The organism is Ralstonia sp. R-29 (assembly GCF_049913345.1).
Classification (GTDB): Bacteria; Pseudomonadota; Gammaproteobacteria; order Burkholderiales; family Burkholderiaceae; genus Ralstonia.
Genome location: NZ_CP184378.1, coordinates 1,989,722 through 2,006,058, shown reverse-complemented (window position 1 = coordinate 2,006,058; position 16,337 = coordinate 1,989,722). Strand labels below are relative to the sequence as shown.

19 protein-coding genes are annotated in these 16,337 nt (G+C 64.6%); 11 read left to right on the top strand and 8 right to left on the bottom strand.

Annotation, left to right across the window (positions count from 1 at the left end; translation table 11 throughout):
* Positions 1–20 precede the first annotated feature (20 nt).
* Positions 21–1,367: an LLM class flavin-dependent oxidoreductase gene (locus ACN9M1_RS26115; protein ID WP_426399763.1), complete on the bottom strand. Its 1,347-nt coding sequence runs from the start codon at positions 1,365–1,367 to the stop codon at positions 21–23.
* A gap of 208 nt (positions 1,368–1,575) precedes the next feature.
* Between ACN9M1_RS26115 and ACN9M1_RS26110 the strand changes: the two genes are divergently transcribed.
* The 3 genes from ACN9M1_RS26110 to ACN9M1_RS26100 are packed head-to-tail and all read left to right on the top strand — an operon-like array spanning position 1,576 to position 3,903.
* A complete protein-coding gene (locus tag ACN9M1_RS26110) occupies positions 1,576–2,388 on the top strand; it encodes a MetQ/NlpA family ABC transporter substrate-binding protein (RefSeq protein WP_426399762.1) in 813 nt (270 codons plus the stop codon).
* Positions 2,385–3,266, top strand: a complete 882-nt coding sequence (locus tag ACN9M1_RS26105; RefSeq protein WP_426400740.1) for a methionine ABC transporter ATP-binding protein — start codon at positions 2,385–2,387, stop codon at positions 3,264–3,266. Before ACN9M1_RS26110 ends, ACN9M1_RS26105 begins: the two co-directional genes overlap by 4 nt.
* Complete coding sequence (locus ACN9M1_RS26100; RefSeq protein WP_426399761.1) at positions 3,259–3,903, top strand: methionine ABC transporter permease; 645 nt, start codon at positions 3,259–3,261, stop codon at positions 3,901–3,903. Before ACN9M1_RS26105 ends, ACN9M1_RS26100 begins: the two co-directional genes overlap by 8 nt.
* 187 nt (positions 3,904–4,090) lie before the next feature.
* On the opposite strand, the gene ACN9M1_RS26095 is transcribed toward ACN9M1_RS26100, so the two are convergent.
* The 4 genes from ACN9M1_RS26095 to ACN9M1_RS26080 are packed head-to-tail and all read right to left on the bottom strand — an operon-like array spanning position 4,091 to position 7,809.
* Positions 4,091–5,056: an ABC transporter substrate-binding protein gene (locus tag ACN9M1_RS26095; RefSeq protein WP_426399760.1), complete on the bottom strand. Its 966-nt coding sequence runs from the start codon at positions 5,054–5,056 to the stop codon at positions 4,091–4,093.
* Positions 5,049–5,837, bottom strand: a complete 789-nt coding sequence (locus ACN9M1_RS26090) for an ABC transporter permease (protein ID WP_426399759.1) — start codon at positions 5,835–5,837, stop codon at positions 5,049–5,051. The genes ACN9M1_RS26095 and ACN9M1_RS26090 overlap by 8 nt, the downstream gene beginning before the upstream one ends.
* Entirely contained in the window at positions 5,834–6,748 is a 915-nt protein-coding gene (locus ACN9M1_RS26085; protein ID WP_426399758.1) for an ABC transporter ATP-binding protein, read from the bottom strand. Before ACN9M1_RS26085 ends, ACN9M1_RS26090 begins: the two co-directional genes overlap by 4 nt.
* An 11-nt stretch (positions 6,749–6,759) precedes the next feature.
* Positions 6,760–7,809 carry an ABC transporter substrate-binding protein gene (locus ACN9M1_RS26080; RefSeq protein ID WP_426399757.1) on the bottom strand — a complete coding sequence of 350 codons (1,050 nt, stop codon included), beginning with the start codon at positions 7,807–7,809 and terminating at the stop codon, positions 6,760–6,762.
* A 222-nt stretch (positions 7,810–8,031) separates the two neighbouring features.
* Between ACN9M1_RS26080 and ACN9M1_RS26075 the strand changes: the two genes are divergently transcribed.
* The 7 genes from ACN9M1_RS26075 to ACN9M1_RS26045 all read left to right on the top strand — a co-directional run bounded on the left by ACN9M1_RS26075 (position 8,032) and on the right by ACN9M1_RS26045 (position 13,163).
* The gene (locus ACN9M1_RS26075) at positions 8,032–8,754 is read left to right on the top strand and encodes a GntR family transcriptional regulator (RefSeq protein WP_426399756.1); all 723 of its coding nucleotides are present in this window, start codon (positions 8,032–8,034) and stop codon (positions 8,752–8,754) included.
* Between the two features lie 54 nt (positions 8,755–8,808).
* On the top strand, positions 8,809–9,594 hold the full coding sequence (locus ACN9M1_RS26070; RefSeq protein WP_426399755.1) for an ABC transporter ATP-binding protein: 786 nt from the start codon (positions 8,809–8,811) through the stop codon (positions 9,592–9,594).
* Positions 9,584–10,477: an ABC transporter permease gene (locus tag ACN9M1_RS26065; RefSeq protein ID WP_426399754.1), complete on the top strand. Its 894-nt coding sequence runs from the start codon at positions 9,584–9,586 to the stop codon at positions 10,475–10,477. The genes ACN9M1_RS26070 and ACN9M1_RS26065 overlap by 11 nt, the downstream gene beginning before the upstream one ends.
* A gap of 290 nt (positions 10,478–10,767) precedes the next feature.
* Positions 10,768–11,796 (top strand): ABC transporter substrate-binding protein, encoded by a 1,029-nt coding sequence (locus ACN9M1_RS26060; RefSeq protein ID WP_426399753.1) that lies wholly within the window; start codon positions 10,768–10,770, stop codon positions 11,794–11,796.
* A gap of 40 nt (positions 11,797–11,836) precedes the next feature.
* The gene (locus ACN9M1_RS26055; protein ID WP_426399752.1) at positions 11,837–12,235 is read left to right on the top strand and encodes a DUF488 domain-containing protein; all 399 of its coding nucleotides are present in this window, start codon (positions 11,837–11,839) and stop codon (positions 12,233–12,235) included.
* Between the two features lie 52 nt (positions 12,236–12,287).
* Positions 12,288–12,818, top strand: coding sequence for a DUF3455 domain-containing protein (locus ACN9M1_RS26050; protein WP_426399751.1), 531 nt, complete (start codon positions 12,288–12,290; stop codon positions 12,816–12,818).
* 126 nt (positions 12,819–12,944) lie between these two features.
* Entirely contained in the window at positions 12,945–13,163 is a 219-nt protein-coding gene (locus ACN9M1_RS26045) for a DUF1059 domain-containing protein (RefSeq protein ID WP_426399750.1), read from the top strand.
* 1 nt (position 13,164) lies between these two features.
* On the opposite strand, the gene ACN9M1_RS26040 is transcribed toward ACN9M1_RS26045, so the two are convergent.
* Both ACN9M1_RS26040 and ACN9M1_RS26035 read right to left on the bottom strand, forming a co-directional pair.
* The gene (locus ACN9M1_RS26040; protein ID WP_426399749.1) at positions 13,165–13,803 is read right to left on the bottom strand and encodes a response regulator transcription factor; all 639 of its coding nucleotides are present in this window, start codon (positions 13,801–13,803) and stop codon (positions 13,165–13,167) included.
* 123 nt (positions 13,804–13,926) lie between these two features.
* Positions 13,927–14,364 carry a multidrug/biocide efflux PACE transporter gene (locus tag ACN9M1_RS26035; protein ID WP_426399748.1) on the bottom strand — a complete coding sequence of 146 codons (438 nt, stop codon included), beginning with the start codon at positions 14,362–14,364 and terminating at the stop codon, positions 13,927–13,929.
* A 114-nt stretch (positions 14,365–14,478) separates the two neighbouring features.
* On the opposite strand from ACN9M1_RS26035, the gene ACN9M1_RS26030 reads away from it, so the two are divergent.
* Positions 14,479–15,369, top strand: a complete 891-nt coding sequence (locus ACN9M1_RS26030) for a LysR family transcriptional regulator (RefSeq protein ID WP_426399747.1) — start codon at positions 14,479–14,481, stop codon at positions 15,367–15,369.
* A gap of 14 nt (positions 15,370–15,383) precedes the next feature.
* On the opposite strand, the gene ACN9M1_RS26025 is transcribed toward ACN9M1_RS26030, so the two are convergent.
* A complete protein-coding gene (locus ACN9M1_RS26025; protein WP_426399746.1) occupies positions 15,384–16,256 on the bottom strand; it encodes a flagellar brake protein in 873 nt (290 codons plus the stop codon).
* Positions 16,257–16,337: the final 81 nt, after the last annotated feature.

Sequence of the window (16,337 nt, the reverse complement as noted above, 5' to 3'; positions counted from 1 at the left end):
GATCAATACGATGAATGCGGCTATGCTGCCGCGCGATTGGCAGCGTCGAAAGCAGGCCGCGCCAAACCGAAATGCGCCCGCAAGGTGTGGCCAGCGTATTCGGTACGGAACAGTCCGCGCCGCTGCAGGATGGGCACAACGCCGTCGACAAAGTCCTGCAGCCCGCCGGGCAACACATCGGGCATGAGGTTGAAGCCGTCGGCCGCGCCATGGCGGAACCAGTGTTCGATGTCGTCCGCAATCTGCTCCGGCGTGCCCACCAGCACGCGGTGTCCGCCGCCACCGGCCAGCTCGCGGATCAGCGCGCGCACCGTCAGCTGCTGTTTGCGCGCCAACGCGAGCGTGGCGTTGAAGAACGTGTGATTGCCATTGCCGTTGTTGGGCAACGGCAAGTCGTCCGGCAGACGCGTATCGAGCTGCAAGCGTTCCACCGGCACACCGAGCGTGCCGGCCAGCCGCGTCAGGCTGTAGTCCCACGGGATCAGGTCGACCAGTTCATCGCGCCGGGCACGCGCCTGCGCTTGCGTCGCCCCGATGATGGTCGTCAAGCCCGGCAACACACGGATCGCCTCAGACCCGCGCCCCAGCGCCTGCGCACGCGCCTTGAGCCCGCGCGCATAGGCCAAGGCCTCTTCAAACCCTTGCGATGCCGAGAACACGGCCTCGGCATGGCGAGCGGCCAGCTCTCGACCATCAGCAGAGCCGCCCGCCTGCACGAGCACCGCGTGCCCCTGCGGCGAGCGCGGCAGGTTCAGCGGCCCCTGCACACGAAAGAACTCACCGCGATGCGCAATGGGCTGCACCTTGCTCGTATCGACAAAACTTCCGCTGGCCTTGTCGCCGACAAACGCATCGTCTTCCCAACTGTTCCAGAGGGCCTTGACCACGCTGGTGAATTCATCAGCACGCGCGTAACGCTCTGCGTGGTCGGGCACCGCATCGCGGCCAAAGTTGCGCGCCGACGGCAAATCGGCCGTGGTGACAACATTCCACCCCGCGCGGCCACCGCTCACATGATCGAGCGTGGCGAAGCGCCGGGCGATGTTGTACGGCTCGTTGTAGCTGGTGGAGGCGGTGCCGATCAGGCCGATATGCGTGGTGGCCGCTGCGATGCTGGCGAGCAGCACGGTCGGCTCCAGCGCGGTGATGGGCCGAAAGTGGATCTGGTCCACGATGGCCGCGTTGTCGGCCAGGAACACCGCATCGAACTTGGCGGACTCGGCGATTCGCGCGACGTTCACGTAGTGCTGCACGTCAACGAAGGCGTGTGGGCCGCTCTCGGCCAATCGCCAGGCTGACGGCACAAACCCCGCGTGCAGGATGTTGACGTTCAGGTGCAGTTGCCGCGGTACCTGCGTGTCGCTCACGAGGGGTCTCCGCTTTTTGGACAAGCGCTCACCATACCGGCCACGCCATGCTGCTCCAACGAAGCAATCGTTGCTTCGATATGCGGAATCAAAACGGCGGCGGCAGTGCATGAGCCGCGAATTTGCTACTTCGGTTTTGTTCTTGGACCGGCAAGGCGCGCCGCTTCTAGACTGGCGCCACGCTTTCACAACATGCGAGTCCACACTCATGAAACGACGCCATTTTTTCCGTGCCCTGTTGGCTGCCACGACCGTCCTGACCGTGTGCACTGGCTCGGTATTCGCTGCCGACAAACCGATCAAGGTGGGCGTGCGCGGCGGCGTTGACGAAGAAATCTGGGAGGTAGTGACTCGCGTGGCCGAAAAGCAGGGCCTGAAGGTCCAGCCCATCGTCATCACCGGCACGGCCAGCCCAAACGAGGCACTCAATAACGGCGACCTCGACGCCAACGCCTTCCAGCACATTCCCTTCCTGCGCGACCAGATCAAGCAGCGCGGCTACAAGCTGGTGACGGTGGGCAACACGCTCATCTCGCCCATCGCCTTCTATTCGCGCAAATACAAGTCGCTCGAAGCCCTGCCGGCCGGTGCCCGCATCGGCCTGCCCAACGACCCGAGCAACCAGACGCGCGCGCTCGTCATCCTGCGCGATCACGGCCTGATCAAACTGCGTGATGGCTTCGACCCCTTTACGGGCACCGCCACGCTGGCCGACGTGACGGCCAATCCGAAAAAGCTGGAGTGGGTGGAAAGTGCCTCGGTAGTGCTCGCGCGCTCGCTGCCCGACGTGGACACAGCGGCCATCGTCAACACGTTCGCCTACCAGGCCGGGCTGATTGCCACACGCGACGGCATTGCGGTGGAGAAGAAGGAACGCAACCCGTACGTCAACGTCATCGTGGTGCGAGAGCAGGACAAGAGCGCGCCGTGGGTGGCGCCGCTGGTGAAGGCGTATCAGTCTGAAGAGGTGCGCCAGTTCATCCTGAGCAAGTACCAGGGCTCGGTGATCCCGGCGTTCTGAGGCAACCGATCGTGTCCCACCTCAGTGCAATACCAAGCCCTGCGCCGCATATCACCTTCGAACGCGTCAGCAAGACCTACCCCGGTGCGAGCACGCTTGCACTGGACGCCATCTCATTCAGCATCGCGCGCGGCGAGGTGTTCGGCATCATCGGCCGCAGCGGCGCGGGCAAGTCCACGCTGTTGCGCACGATCAACATGCTGGAGCGCCCCGATGCGGGCACGGTGCAGATCGATGACGTGGATGTCGGCCTGCTGGATGAAGATGGCTTGGTCGCACTACGCCGCCGTGTCGGCATGATCTTCCAGCACTTCAACCTGCTGTCGGCCAAGACCGTGTTTGAAAACGTTGCGCTGCCGCTTCGCGTGGCCGGCGTGCCGCGCGAGGCCATCGCATCGCGCGTGACGGAGCTGCTTGCGCTGGTCGGCCTGTCGGAGAAGGCACACGTGTATCCGGCCAAGCTGTCGGGCGGGCAAAAACAGCGTGTCGGCATTGCCCGTGCGCTGGTGCATCGTCCCGAGATCTTGCTGTGTGACGAGGCCACCTCCGCGCTGGACCCGGAAACCACCGAACAGATTCTCGCGCTGCTGGGTGACATCAACCACCGCCTGGGGCTGACCGTGGTGCTGGTGACGCATGACATGGCGGTGATCCGCGATGCCTGCGATCGTGTGCTGGTGCTCGATCACGGCCGCGTGGTGGAGCACGGCACGGTCGGCCAGGTGTTTGCCGATCCGCATGCAGAAGCCACGCTGGCGCTGCTGCGTCCGCTGCGCCAGCGCTCGGGCCAGCGCTCGGACATCACGCCCGCCAAACCCAGTGCTGCCAATTTGGCCAACCTGGCCGATCCGTCGGATCGCGCTTACGTCCATGCTTGAAAAATACACACGCGCATTCGGCGAAACGCTGTTGATGGTCAGCAGCGCATGCCTGGTGGTGTTCATCGTCGGGCTTGCGCTGGCCATCGTGCTCACCACATCGGCGCCGGGCGGCTTGCGGCCCCGGCCACGCCTGCACCGCGCGCTGTCGGTGCTGGTCAATACCTTCCGCTCCATCCCCTTCATCATCCTGCTGGTGGCGATGCTGCCCGTGACCCGCCTCATTGTCGGCACGACCATGGGCACCTGGGCCGCCGTGGTGCCGTTGAGCGCGCACCTGATCCCCTTCTTTGCGCGCGTCTCGCAGGTCGGGCTCAATGAGGTGGATCGCGGTCTGGTGGAAGCGGCACGCGCCATGGGCTGCCGCCGCTGGCACATCGTGCGCCACGTACTGTTGCCGGAAGCGCTGCCAGCGCTCATCGGCGGCGCCACCGTCACAGTCATCGCCATGATCGGCGCATCGGCCATGGCCGGTGCCGTGGGTGCGGGCGGCCTGGGCGATCTGGCCATCCGTTATGGCTACGAGCGTTACGAAACCGCGGTCATGTTCAACGTAATCGCCATCCTCATCGCACTGGTGACGGTCGTGCAATTCGGCGGCGAACGGCTGGCGCGCCGGTTTGACCATCGCCACTGACTGGCGCTGCGGATGATCCCGCAGGCCTAGTCCACTGAATCACTGAAATTGGTCGGTGCCTGCCACGCCATGCGGGCGCATCGCGTCGTTGCAAATGCTCGCAATAGCCAGCTATTGCTGCGCTTTGCGCCTAGCGCTGCATCCCGCATGGCATGTCCTTCACCTCCCATTTCAATGATTCAGCGGACTAGTTGTGGCAGACCAGTCCATCCTGCAACTGGCCCACCTCGAAGGCGATGTCTCCGGCGCGCTGCTCACGCGCATGCGTCAGCGGACCGCCGGTCTTCCAGAAACGCACCGTGCGGTCCACGTACTCCGCCGAGACGGGGTCATCACCGCGCAAGGCGATCTGGGCGGTGGCATTGTCCGGGGCGATGTCGTTGTCCAGCGTGCGGTAGAAGCGCCATTCGGGCAATTGCATGAGCCGCTGCAATACCTGGGCATCGTCAGCCAGTGCCTGGCAATCGCCGGAGAGGAACCCCCAGATGGCGCGAATCGCCGAGGGATAGAGGAGGGGCTCGGCGCCGTAACGCGCGGCCAATCCACTCGCATAAGGGCTGCCCTGCGCAACGCAGACCGTGTGTGCGCGCAGATCCGTGGCAGCGCGATACGGGGTATTGCGCAACACCACCAGCGCGCCCCGTCCACCGGTGTACGCCGTCGGCACGGTCTGCCACCCTGCCGGCACCGCTTGTGCTCCGGCCAGAATCAGGTCGACACGGGCACCGCGGGGAAGCTGGCCCTGCGCCGACAGGTTGACCAGCCGCAGCTTGAGTTGCAGGTGCTGTGCCAGCGTGTGCGCGAGTTCGGCGTCAAAGTTGTCGGGCTCAAGCGGGGTCGGCACACCGGGCGGGGCGGGCCGTGCATAGGCGCGTACGGCCACTGCCAGTTCACCGTTGCGTTGGGCTTCACGCAGCACGGGGCCGAGCGGCAACGCCGTCCAGTCGGGTTCCGGCTGATGGTGGGCCCACCAGGCCTGCACGCGGGTCGGCCAACGCTCGGGCCAATGCGGTACGTAGGCGGCGAGGTGAGGCACACCGAACCATGCCAGCGCGCCCGCCACGGCAATCCCCAGCGCCCCCGCCAGCGGCTTGCGCCATGCCGGCGCGAGCGGCGACACGGGGCCCCGCAATGCCTGACCGTCTTCAGGCATTGAGCGTCAGACCCTTGCGCCAGCGGGTCAGGCGACGTTCGATGGACGCCAGGATGGTGTTCAACGCCAGCCCCAGCAGGGCAAGCAGCAGGATGCCCGCATACATCGTCGGGATCTGGAACACCTCCTGCGAATTCAGCGTCAGGAACCCCAGCCCGGAATGCGCGCCGATCATCTCCGCCGCCACCAGCGCGGTCACGCAATACGTGCCTGCGAGGCGGATGCCGGTGAAGATCGACGGCGTAGCGGCCGGCAACACCACCTTGCGGAACACGAACAGGTTCGACGCTCCCATCGAGCGGGCCGAGTGGATCAGCAGCTTGTCGACCTGGCGCACGCCGCCGATCGTGCTCAGCAGCACCGGCCAGAAAGACGCCCAGAAGATGATCGCCACCTTCGACAGCTCGCCAATGCCCAAAAAGAGGATGAACACCGGAAACAGCGCAAACGCCGAGGTCTGCCGGAACAGCTGGAGGATCGGATCGACAATCGCCTCGAAGCGCGTGAACCAGCCCATCAGCAAGCCAAGCGTCACGCCCAGCCCGATTGCCAGCAGCAGCCCCCACAGTGAGCGCTGCAGGCTCGCGGCCACGTGCTTGAGCAGCGCTCCGCTATGCGCCAGTTGCCAGATAGCCTCGGCCACCTGCGACGGCGGGCTCAGGTAGGCATCGCTCACGATGCCCAGACGCGGCACGAGTTCCCATAGCAGCAGAAACCCCACCACACCGGCCAAGCCCCATGCGTGGTCGCCCAGCCGGACAGCAAGCTTGCGCGTGCTCATCGTGCGGCCTCCGGCACGACCGCCTGGCCGACGGCATCGTGCCGATCAGGACGGTGTACGGCGTCGCCTTCGGCGCGCTCGCGTGGGTCAGCAGTGACCCCAAGCGGCCGTGGCGCTGCGCTCGTGCTGGCAAACTGCACTTCGTCCTTGAGGATGTCCCACGCCTGCTGGCGCAAGGCGACGAAGGCCTCGGAGTTGCGCAGCTCCGGCAGGCGCGGGCGTGGCAGCGGCACCTCCAGGATCTGCTTGACGGTGCCGGGCCGGCGCGTCATCACCGCAATGCGGTCTGACAGGAAGATGGCTTCGTCCAGGCTATGCGTGATGAAGACGATGGTCTTGCGGTATTGCTCCCAGATACGCAGCAGCTCGCCCTGCAGGATCTCGCGCGTTTGCGCGTCGAGCGCGGCAAACGGTTCGTCCATCAGCAGCACGTCGGGCTTGTAGGCAAGTGAGCGCGCAATCGCCACACGCTGCTTCATGCCGCCCGAAATTTCATGCGGATAGCGGGCACCCGCACCCGTCAGGCCCACCAGCTCCAGATGCTCCTGCGCGATGCGGCGGCGCTCCGCTTTGGGCACGCCGCGAATCTCCAGCCCGACTTCGATGTTCTCCAGCACGGTGCGCCATGGAAACAGCGCATACCCCTGGAACACCACGCCCTGCTGCGGGTTGATACCCGCGAGCGCCTGGCCATCAATGCGGATGCTGCCGCCGGTGCGCTCCGTGAGTCCGGCCAGGATGCTCAGGAAAGTCGACTTGCCGCAGCCCGATGGCCCGAGCACCGAGAGGAACTCGCCCTCGCGAATGTCCAAATCGAAATCCCGCAAGACGGCCACATCTTCCGTCTGCCCGGCATCGTTGCGCACGGTGTAATCCATGCGCACGCCGCGGGCCACGATCTTGCTGCTCATCGTCGTGTCCTTCAGGCCTTGGCGTACGGATTGAACTGATTGGTGTAGATGTCGCGTGCGGCCACCTTGCCCTTGGCCAGCTTGCCTTCGCGCTCCAGCACGTCGATGTAGTACTGAATGGGCGGCTCGGTGATAACCAGGTCATCTACGTAAGCGAAGCGATCGACAAACGGCAGCTCCAGCTTGATGCGCTGCGAGACCAGCTTGCGCGCATCCTCCGGATTGGCGTTGACCCAGTTCCCGGCCTTGGCCAATGCCGTCACCACGTCACGCACGGCTTCCGGTTGTTCGCGGATGAACTTGCCGTGCGCGCTGTACGGCGCCATGCCACCCAGGCCGCCGTCGAGGTCGTAGTCGCTCCACAACCGCACGAGGCTATTGGCGTGATCGGCACGTCCGGAGAATGGCGCGTGGATGATCGCCAGATCGGTGTTGCCCGACACCAGCGTCTGTTCGGCCTGGTCGTCGGGAATGACCACGAAGTTGATCTTGTTGACGTCCACGCCCTTCTGTCGCAGGAAGGTCTTGGTCACAAACTCCGCGCACGCGCCAAAGCTGTTGAAACCGATGGTCTTGCCTTCCAGGTCCTTCGGCTGGCGGATGCCGGAATCCTTGCGCACGAAGTACTTCATGTGCGGCGCCTCTTCCAGCGTCTTGCCGCCGGCGGCCACCACCTTGATATCGGCGCCGCTGGCATATGCGGAGATGACCAACGGCACCATGCGCGAGCCGAAGTCGATCTCACCCGTACCCACCAGTGGAATGATTTGCGGCGCCGCCACCTTGCCGATGTAGTTGGGCCGCGTGTTGGTGCCTTCGAAATAGCCGAGCTGGTCCGCCAGGTAGATCAGGTCGAAGGCCGGGTTATCGGGATACTTGAACGTGACCTTGTCGCCCGCCTTCTTGATGACGGCGGGGCCGCCGGCAACCTTGGCATCCTGCGGCCCGTCGCCACGCGAGCAGCCCACCAGACCGAGCCCCGTGCTGCCCATTGCGGCAAGCGCTGCAAGCTGTTTCAACGCCTGTCGGCGCGACTTGGGAGAAAGGGCGTTGGATGGCATCAGGCGTTCCGCAAAGGTGGACAGTCAGCAAGCGCCCAGAGCATGGGCGGAGCCTAGTATTGGATAGGCCTTCCCACATCACAACGAAGCTTTTCGCGCATCCATATCGGTTGCACGTTCGCTGTCTGATCTCTGGGCGCGGGTTTTCCTCTAATGCCCGCCGCCCCCAAGCTCCCTACAATGGTCAGTCATATAGATGAATAGTTGACTACCCTGCACACCATGCCCGCCGATCTCCGCCTGCCCCGCTACCAGCAACTGCGCGACGACCTGGCCGCGCAGATCGCCCAGCAGCACTGGCGCCCCGGTGACGCCATCCCCACCGAAGCCGAGCTGGCCAAGACGTACAACGTGGCCGTTGGCACCGTCCGTAAGGCGGTGGACGTCCTCGTGGCTGAAGGCCTGCTGGAGCGCTTTCAAGGGCGTGGCACCTTTGTGCGGCGGGCCAGCTTTGCCAGTTCCTTGTTCCGCTTCTTCCGCTTTCAGACCGAAAGCGGCGAGCGCCGCATTCCCGAGAGCCGCATCCTCAAGCGCGATGTGCTCGATGCGCCGTCCGCGCCCGCTGCCGGCCTGCAGATCGAGACCGGCGCGCCGGTCATTCGCCTGACGCGTCTGCGCCTGCTGGATGGCGAGCCCATGCTGGCCGAAGAAATCTGGCTGCCGCACGACCGCTTTGCCGACCTCGCCACGCTCGACCTGAGCGAATTTGGCGACCTGCTCTACCCGCTGTACGAATCGCACTGCGGCCAGATCATCGCGAGCGCCGAAGAAACGCTCACCGCCGAGGCCGTTAACGCCACCTACGCGCGCCTGCTGCGCATCCAGCCCGGTGACCCCGTGATGGTCATTGAACGCATCGCGCGCGGTTACGACCGCGTACCGCTCGAATGGCGGCGCTCGCGCGGCGCAGCGGCGCATTTCCGGTACCACGTCGACATCCGCTAGCGCCCTTCGGCTCTGGACACCCATACCTACAAGACACACACAGGAGACAACACCATGCAGGCAACCTCACCGCCGTTGCTGGACGTACGCGGCGTGACGCTGCAGTACAAGACACGCCAGCATCTGGTCACAGCAACCTATCGCGTCGACTTCCAGGTCTACCCCGGCGAGCGCTATATCCTGCTCGGCCCATCAGGCTGCGGCAAATCGACGTTGCTCAAAGCCATCGGCGGCTACCTCACGCCCACTGAAGGCGAGATCCGCTTGAAGGGTCAGCCGGTCACCAAGCCCGGGCCGGATCGCATGATGGTGTTCCAGGAGTTCGACCAGCTCCTGCCGTGGAAGACGGTGAAAGAGAACGTGCTGTTTCCGCTGCTCGCCACCGGCAAGCTCGGTGCGCGCGAAGCCGAAGAACGCGCGCTGCACTACATCAACAAGGTGAACCTCACCAAATTTGCCGACCACCACCCGCACATGCTCTCTGGCGGGATGAAGCAACGCGTGGCCATCGCCCGCGGCATGGCGATGGAGCCCGACGTGCTGCTGATGGACGAGCCGTTTGCTGCGCTCGACGCACTCACGCGCCGCAAGATGCAGGACGAACTGCTGCAACTGTGGGACGAGACGCGCTTCACGGTCCTGTTCGTCACGCACTCGATTCCAGAAGCGATCCGCTGCGGCAGCCGCATCCTGATCCTCTCGCCGCACCCCGGCCAGGTGCGCGCCGAACTGCCAAGCCTCACGCGCGGCGACGAAGACCCCGAGCGCTTCAAGGCCCTCGAAGCCGAAATCCACGACATGCTGTTCGCCCGCGCGGTGGAGGAAACCCATGCAGACTGAAACCCTTTCCATGCCCACCACCAACGTCAGCGAACGCGCGCCCGTCTACAACACGCCCGTCGCGTTCGAGCGCATCGGCGTGGTGGAAAAACCGCTATCGATTGCCGAGCGTTTGTACGAACAGGTATGGCTGCGCAAGCTGGTCATCCTCATCGCGCTCGCCCTCATCTGGGAAGGCGGCGCACGCTGGCTCGACAACCCGCTGCTGCTGCCGACCTTCTCCGACACCGTGCAAGCCCTCTGGGCAGGCCTCGCCAGCGGCACGCTGTTCGCGCGCATCGGCACCTCCATGGAGACATTGCTTGCCGGCTATGCATTGGGCCTGGCGCTGTCATGCGCACTGGTGGTGCTCGGCATCAGCAACCGGCTCGGCCAGGACTTCCTGGAAACGCTCACCGCCATGTTCAACCCCCTGCCCGCCATCGCCCTGCTGCCGATTGCACTGGTGTGGTTCGGCCTGGGCAACGGTAGCCTGATCTTCGTGATCGTGCACTCGGTGGTGTGGGCCGTATCGCTCAACACGCACGCAGGCTTCCTCTCGGTCTCGAACACGCTGCGCATGGTCGGCCGCAACTACGGGCTCTCGGGGATGGGGTACCTGACCAAGATCCTGATCCCGGCCGCGTTCCCCTCCATCCTCACCGGCCTGAAGATCGGCTGGGCATTCGCATGGCGCACGTTGATCGCATCGGAACTGGTGTTTGGCGTCAGCTCCGGCCAGGGCGGCCTAGGCTGGTACATCTACGAAAACAAGAACCAGCTCCAGATCCCCGAAGTATTCGCCGGCCTGCTCACCGTCATCATCATCGGCCTGCTGGTGGAGAACCTGGTGTTCCGCACGCTGGAGGCCCGCACCATCAAACGCTGGGGCATGCAGAACTAAGCCACCACCATCACGGCGCCCACACATGCGCCGTGATGGTTTGGCCGTTGACGTTCCTGCCCTTGATGGCGCCTTGAATTTTTGTAAGCGGGCGGAAAAAAGACGGGGAACTGTTTGAGCGAAGCGAGTTTTCCCCGTCTCCGCCCGGTTACGGAAATTCAAGGAGTCTTTCGCCATCTCGGGCGCGCCTTTCTTTGCTTACTTTCTTTGGCAAGACAAAGAAAGTGAGTCGGCCCCGGCAGGGGACGAAACCCCGAATGCACCACCAACAAACAACAAGGAGACAACAGATGCAACAACCCCGCCGCACCATCCTCCGCGTGACCATGGCCGCCACACTGGCAGCCTCCCTCAGCGCAGGCGCCATCACCACCGCTCACGCAGAAGCCAAAGAAGTCCGCATCTCCCACGGCTACGGCATCCTCTACCTGCCCATCATGGTCATGGCCAGCGAGCACCTGCTGGAGAAGCAAGCCAAGGCAGCTGGCCTCGGTGACGTGAAAGTCAGCTACCGCATCCTCGACGGCGGCAACGTCATCAACGACGCCATGCTCTCCGGCGCATTGGACATCGCCTCCCTCGGCGTACCGGGCTTCCTCACGCTGTGGGACAAAACCCGCGGCAGCGCCATGGAAGTCCGCGGCCTGTCGTCGCTCAGCTCGTCATCGATGTACCTGATGACCCGCAACCCCAACGTGAAGACGCTGGCCGACTTCTCCGACAAGGACCGCATCGCCGTCCCCGGCATCAAGACCTCGCTGCCCGCCGTCGTGCTGCAAATGGCCGCCGCCAAAACCTTCGGCGACAAGCAGTTCAACAAGCTCGACCCGATCACCGTCCCGCTGCCGCACCCGGACGCCACCGCCGTCATGCTGGCCGGCGGCAGCCAAATCAACAGCCACATGGCATCCCCGCCGTTCTCCTACACCGAGGCCGCCGCACCCGGCCTGCACCGCGTGTTCAACACGGTAGACGTACTCGGCAACATCACGCTGGACATGACGTACACGACCAAGAAGTTCTACGACGCCAACCCGAAGCTGTCGGCCGCATTCGTGGCGGCGCTGGATGAAGCCAACGCGCTCATCGCCAAGGACAAGACGAAGGCCGCGCAAATCTACATCGCGCAATCGAAGGTGAAGAGTTCGCCAGACGAGGTGAAGAAGATCCTCGACGATCCGGACTCGCGCTTCACGACCACGCCGGTGGGGGTGGCACACTATGCTGAGTTCATGCAGCGCGTGGGCACGCTCAAGAACAAGCCGGCGTCGTGGAAGGACCTGTTCTTCCCGACGGTGCAAAGCCGGCAGGGTTCGTAAGCCCGAAGTACAACGAGCAGCATCCGCACGGAGGCACCTCATGGCACTACGCATCGTCCGGCTCGGCGAGCCACGCCAACCCGATGAAGGCCTGCGCATCGGCACCGTGCGGCGCCCGCCGCGCGGCGTGCCCAAGGAAGCATTCGCCAGCCGCGATTTCTACGACGTGTGGATGCCGCTGCTGTCTCCCACACCCGAACTCGTCAAGCAAGCGCAGGCCGCGCAAGCCGAGCACGACGAAAAGGGCTGGCAAACCTTCGTGCGTCACTTCCGTACTGAAATGCGCGATGGCGACGCTGCCCGCGTGCTCGACATGCTGGCCGCGCTGTCGCACCAGACGAACTTGTCGATCGGCTGCTATTGCGAAGACGAGGCGCATTGCCACCGCTCGGTGCTGCGCGAATTGTTGAAGGAGCGTGGTGCTAAAGTCGTCGGCTAAATGCGTTCGCGTATCTCGCATCCCGCCGTCCCACTCCGCCCGAGGAGCCTCCATGCATCTCCGCCCACGCTCACCGCATCGACCGATCCTTTCTGCCGCCATGGTTGCATTGGCCTGGACAGCAACGCAGGCCGCCTTCGCGCAAACCGTGCCAGACACGCTACAGCCGGCGGACGCCCACCACACCGTCGCAGCACTGTCCGCAACCGGCGTGCAGATCTACGTTTGCAAGCGCGATGGCGACAAGCCGCTGGCGTGGGCTTTCAAGGCACCGCAGGCGGATCTGTATGACGCAGCCGGCAAGCTCGTGATCAAACATGGTGCCGGCCCAAGCTGGGAGGCAGCAGACGGCAGCCGCATCACCGGAAAGGTTCTGCAGCAAAGCGCCAACACTGCAGAAGGCGGCGCCATACCGCTGCTGTTGTTGCAAGCCACCAGCGCAGGCAGCACCGGGTGGCTCAGCACCGTGCGCTACGTGCAACGGCTGCAGACCCACGGCGGCATCGCGCCCACGCAGCCTTGCGCGGTAGAGGGCCAGGAAGGCCGCAGCCCGTATCTGGCGCAGTACGTTTTTCTCGACTGAAAGCTCGCCGCCCCCCCTGCGTCCTACCCCATCTGGGTGACGCCATCGCAGCCCCGCAGGCCTATAACGACGGTACGCGCAGCCGGGATTCTTCCGCCGCGCGCCCCTCATTCCGGGAGTACCGTCATGGGCCGCCGCTATATCGATTGCCGCGCCTTCCCCAGCGACACCAACTGTTCCGTCGCCATCAGCGCCGACAGCGATGCCGAGTTGCTCGAAGCCGCCGTGCAGCATGCTGTTTCCGTGCACAAGCACACCGATTCGCCCGAGTTGCGCGCGCAACTGCAAACCCTCTTCAAAGAAGGCACACCCACCGTTGAGCCGCCAAAGATGGCCACGGCGTGAATCAGCGGCGCGCAGCGAGCGCCAGCATCAACCGCACCACGTCGCACTGGCTGTGCGTGTTCGTCTTGCGATACACATGCTTGAGGTGCGTGCGCACTGTATCGAGCGAGATGCCCAGCGTGCGGGCAATACAGGCGGGGTCGGACCCGCGCGCCAGGAGTTCTGCCACATCGGCCTCGCGCGGGGTCAGGTGGAATGCGTCTGTCAGCCAGAGGCTGGCCGGCTGCACGGGCGCCGTGCCCATATGGGCGGCCATGCGCTGCCAGCACAGCGGCAATGCCTGGGCAAGATGCGGTAACAGCGCCAGCGTCGCAGCATGCCGTTGCGACGACAGGGGCACGCCCCGTGTGCGGTAATCCAACCACACCGAGCCACGCACTTCCCCATCCGCCATGGGCCACGCAGCCACACTCTTGCCGCGTGCTCCACGCCACAGGATGTCGAGCATGCGTGCGCCACGTGACGCCGCCCAATGCCAACGCTCGTCGACACGCCAGCGGACCATCGTGGCGGCATGGTCGGCGCCCGAGACGTCGCGCAGCACGTCCATGACACCCACGGCATCGCCCGCGCAGGCGGCCACATAACACTGGCGCAGCACGGGTGCCCGGGGCAAAGGCACGGCGGCAAGAGGCGACATGAAGGCATACGGGCGCAGCGGCTCGTGGCCAGTGCGCCCGTCGTGACGTGAAAAAAGGGATTTGAATTATAGAAAGCGCGCTTGCCCGCGCGCTGGCCCTTTTGCCCTAGGCCAATCTCCGGATCAAGCCAGCGCGCGTCGTGCCATCCAGCGGGCGCGCAGCGTGTCATACGCCAGGTTGAAGAAGAACGTGTACGGCAGGAAGAACAGCATGATGCCGATGTCCAGCACGAAGGCTTCCCACAGGCTCACGTTCAGCCACCACGCACCCAGCGGCACCAGCATCACCACTAGGCCGCCCTCGAACAGGCAGGCATGCACCACCCGCACGATCAGTGTGCGCGACAGCTTGTAACGATGCTCCACGCGCTCGAAAAGCGTGTTGAAGACCATGTTCCACACCATCGCCACGCCGGCAAACATGAGCGTGAGCGCGCCCATGTGCGCGAGCGACACACCCATGATCCGACTGAACAGCGGGGCACAGAGCACGGTGGCGAGCAACTCAAAGCTCAGCGCATGAAAGACGCGCTCGAGGGGGGTTTTGCGGGGGATTTGCATGACAACACTCCGATGAATGGGCGTCATTTTCATCGGCAGAAGCGCATCTAACCAGTTCGTTAGCATCGGTTTTTCCGATATATTGAACCCTTCTGCTGATACATGGAGCAACGAATGCGCCACTCCCCCGAAGCGCTGCTGGCCTTTGCCGAGGCCGCCACACTGGGTTCGTTTTCTGCCGCCGCGCGCAAGCTAGGCAAGCGGCAATCGACCATCAGCGAGGCCATCGGCAACCTCGAAATTGACCTCGGCCTGACGCTGTTCGACCGCAGCAGTCGGCAGCCGACGCTGACGGAAGCCGGCCGCGCCATGCTCACGCAGGTGCGCCGGGTGCTCGATGCCAGCGAACACATGGACCGCCTGGCCGCGCAAATGGCCGGCGGCCTGGAAGCGCGCCTGACGCTGGTGGTGTCCGACACCTACCAGTCCGATCGCTATGAGCAGACGCTTGCCGCGCTGGAGCAGCGCTTTCCCGATCTGGAACTCGAGTGCCTGATCGCGGAGCACGAAGACGTGGTCGACATCATTCAGCAGGGCCGCGCGCAGTTGGGCCTGGTGGCAGCGCAGTCGGCATATCCGCCCGACATTGGCGCGGCAACCATCGCCGAGCGCTCGGAGATCGGCCTGTTCGTCGGGCGGCAGCATCCGCTGGCGCGATACGGCAGCAAGGAAGTCCCGCACGCGGCACTACGCGAAGCGCGCGAACTGAAGCTGAATACCTTCGTCGACCCGGCTGGGCCACGAACAGATGGGACACCTGCGTGCGGCTTGCGCCGGTGGTCCGCACCGAGCTATCTGATGCTGCTGGAAATGGCCGTGCTGGGTTTCGGCTGGACAGAGCTGCCGCGCTGGCTGGTCGACCACTTCGCCGCAGATCGCCTGCACGAGGTGCGTGCATGCGGCTGGCCACGCCATGTGCTGGTGGACGCGGTGTGGTCACGCAAACGCACGCTGGGCCAGGCGGGCGCATGGCTGCTCGAAACCATGCTGGCAAGCGAGGCGTAGGCCACGTTTACGCGCTACTCGTCCAGCCGCTCGATGATCAAGCGCGACAGCCGCGCGGTCTGCTCTTTCGACAGCGAAAACTCCACCCCGAATGACGGAAACGCCGAGGTCGTCATGCCCAGCGCCGGCGAGCCGCTGGCAACCCGCCCCGTGATGGAGAAGTCCTCCTGCTGCCCATCCACGTAGGCGCTGAAATCGAGGCACAGTCGATCCCCAGGGTGGAACGACGCATCGACACTCTGCACCAGCGCACCGTTCAGGCAGATGTCTCGGATAACGGCAACACGGTTGGCGCCAGACGACGTTTCGTCTTCCGCACGCATCGTGGCGCCAATGCGCACCTGCACGCGCTTCGCTTTGCGCAGTTGCACCTTGTGCACCTTGGTGGGCATGGCCAGCACGACATACGGCGCGGGAAACTGACCGGTCGACACCACGCTGCACAGCATGCTGACCACCGCACGCCCAGAGAAACCGCGCAGCAACAACACATCACGCGCCTCTGGCCGCAGCGTGCGCTTGGTATCGGCAGGTTGGGTGATGAAAATCGCCTCGCCTTCGATATAGCCGATCAGGCGGCAAGGCAGCGCGGCGCGCAGCGGCGCGGATTTCTCCTGTACCTGCAGGACCGTGCCGATCGACAGACCGGTTGCGCCCAGGCGCGGTTTGCCTTCCGGCGGCACGGGCGACGGGCCGGCCGCGGCATCGCCGGAGGGGTCGGCGGCCAGCACGGGGCCGTGGTGAAACAGCAGCCGGGCGTCTTCCGCGACCGGCACAACGGTGCCAGCTGGCAACAGCAGGCGGCCCACGCCATCGGCCAGTGCAAAGGGCAACGGCTGCCCGATGGGTACATCTTCCTGCGTGAGTTGCCGCGAGGGTTGGCTCATGGGCGCGATGTTGTGTTGTTGGAAGCCGGGCGCATGCCCTGGCAGGGAACTGCATCCATTCTGCAACAACGACCAACCGAC

What these genes read in the sequence shown, in the direction of transcription:
- ACN9M1_RS26110 (WP_426399762.1), top strand. Translation starts at nt 1,576, where the DNA reads ATGAAACGACGCCATTTTTTCCGTGCCCTGTTGGCTGCCACGACCGTC.
- ACN9M1_RS26100 (WP_426399761.1), top strand. Translation starts at nt 3,259, where the DNA reads ATGCTTGAAAAATACACACGCGCATTCGGCGAAACGCTGTTGATGGTC.
- ACN9M1_RS26095 (WP_426399760.1), bottom strand. Translation starts at nt 5,056, where the DNA reads ATGCCTGAAGACGGTCAGGCATTGCGGGGCCCCGTGTCGCCGCTCGCG.
- ACN9M1_RS26090 (WP_426399759.1), bottom strand. Translation starts at nt 5,837, where the DNA reads ATGAGCACGCGCAAGCTTGCTGTCCGGCTGGGCGACCACGCATGGGGC.
- ACN9M1_RS26085 (WP_426399758.1), bottom strand. Translation starts at nt 6,748, where the DNA reads ATGAGCAGCAAGATCGTGGCCCGCGGCGTGCGCATGGATTACACCGTG.
- ACN9M1_RS26080 (WP_426399757.1), bottom strand. Translation starts at nt 7,809, where the DNA reads ATGCCATCCAACGCCCTTTCTCCCAAGTCGCGCCGACAGGCGTTGAAA.
- ACN9M1_RS26075 (WP_426399756.1), top strand. Translation starts at nt 8,032, where the DNA reads ATGCCCGCCGATCTCCGCCTGCCCCGCTACCAGCAACTGCGCGACGAC.
- ACN9M1_RS26070 (WP_426399755.1), top strand. Translation starts at nt 8,809, where the DNA reads ATGCAGGCAACCTCACCGCCGTTGCTGGACGTACGCGGCGTGACGCTG.
- ACN9M1_RS26065 (WP_426399754.1), top strand. Translation starts at nt 9,584, where the DNA reads ATGCAGACTGAAACCCTTTCCATGCCCACCACCAACGTCAGCGAACGC.
- ACN9M1_RS26060 (WP_426399753.1), top strand. Translation starts at nt 10,768, where the DNA reads ATGCAACAACCCCGCCGCACCATCCTCCGCGTGACCATGGCCGCCACA.
- ACN9M1_RS26055 (WP_426399752.1), top strand. Translation starts at nt 11,837, where the DNA reads ATGGCACTACGCATCGTCCGGCTCGGCGAGCCACGCCAACCCGATGAA.
- ACN9M1_RS26050 (WP_426399751.1), top strand. Translation starts at nt 12,288, where the DNA reads ATGCATCTCCGCCCACGCTCACCGCATCGACCGATCCTTTCTGCCGCC.
- ACN9M1_RS26045 (WP_426399750.1), top strand. Translation starts at nt 12,945, where the DNA reads ATGGGCCGCCGCTATATCGATTGCCGCGCCTTCCCCAGCGACACCAAC.
- ACN9M1_RS26040 (WP_426399749.1), bottom strand. Translation starts at nt 13,803, where the DNA reads ATGTCGCCTCTTGCCGCCGTGCCTTTGCCCCGGGCACCCGTGCTGCGC.
- ACN9M1_RS26035 (WP_426399748.1), bottom strand. Translation starts at nt 14,364, where the DNA reads ATGCAAATCCCCCGCAAAACCCCCCTCGAGCGCGTCTTTCATGCGCTG.
- ACN9M1_RS26030 (WP_426399747.1), top strand. Translation starts at nt 14,479, where the DNA reads ATGCGCCACTCCCCCGAAGCGCTGCTGGCCTTTGCCGAGGCCGCCACA.
- ACN9M1_RS26025 (WP_426399746.1), bottom strand. Translation starts at nt 16,256, where the DNA reads ATGAGCCAACCCTCGCGGCAACTCACGCAGGAAGATGTACCCATCGGG.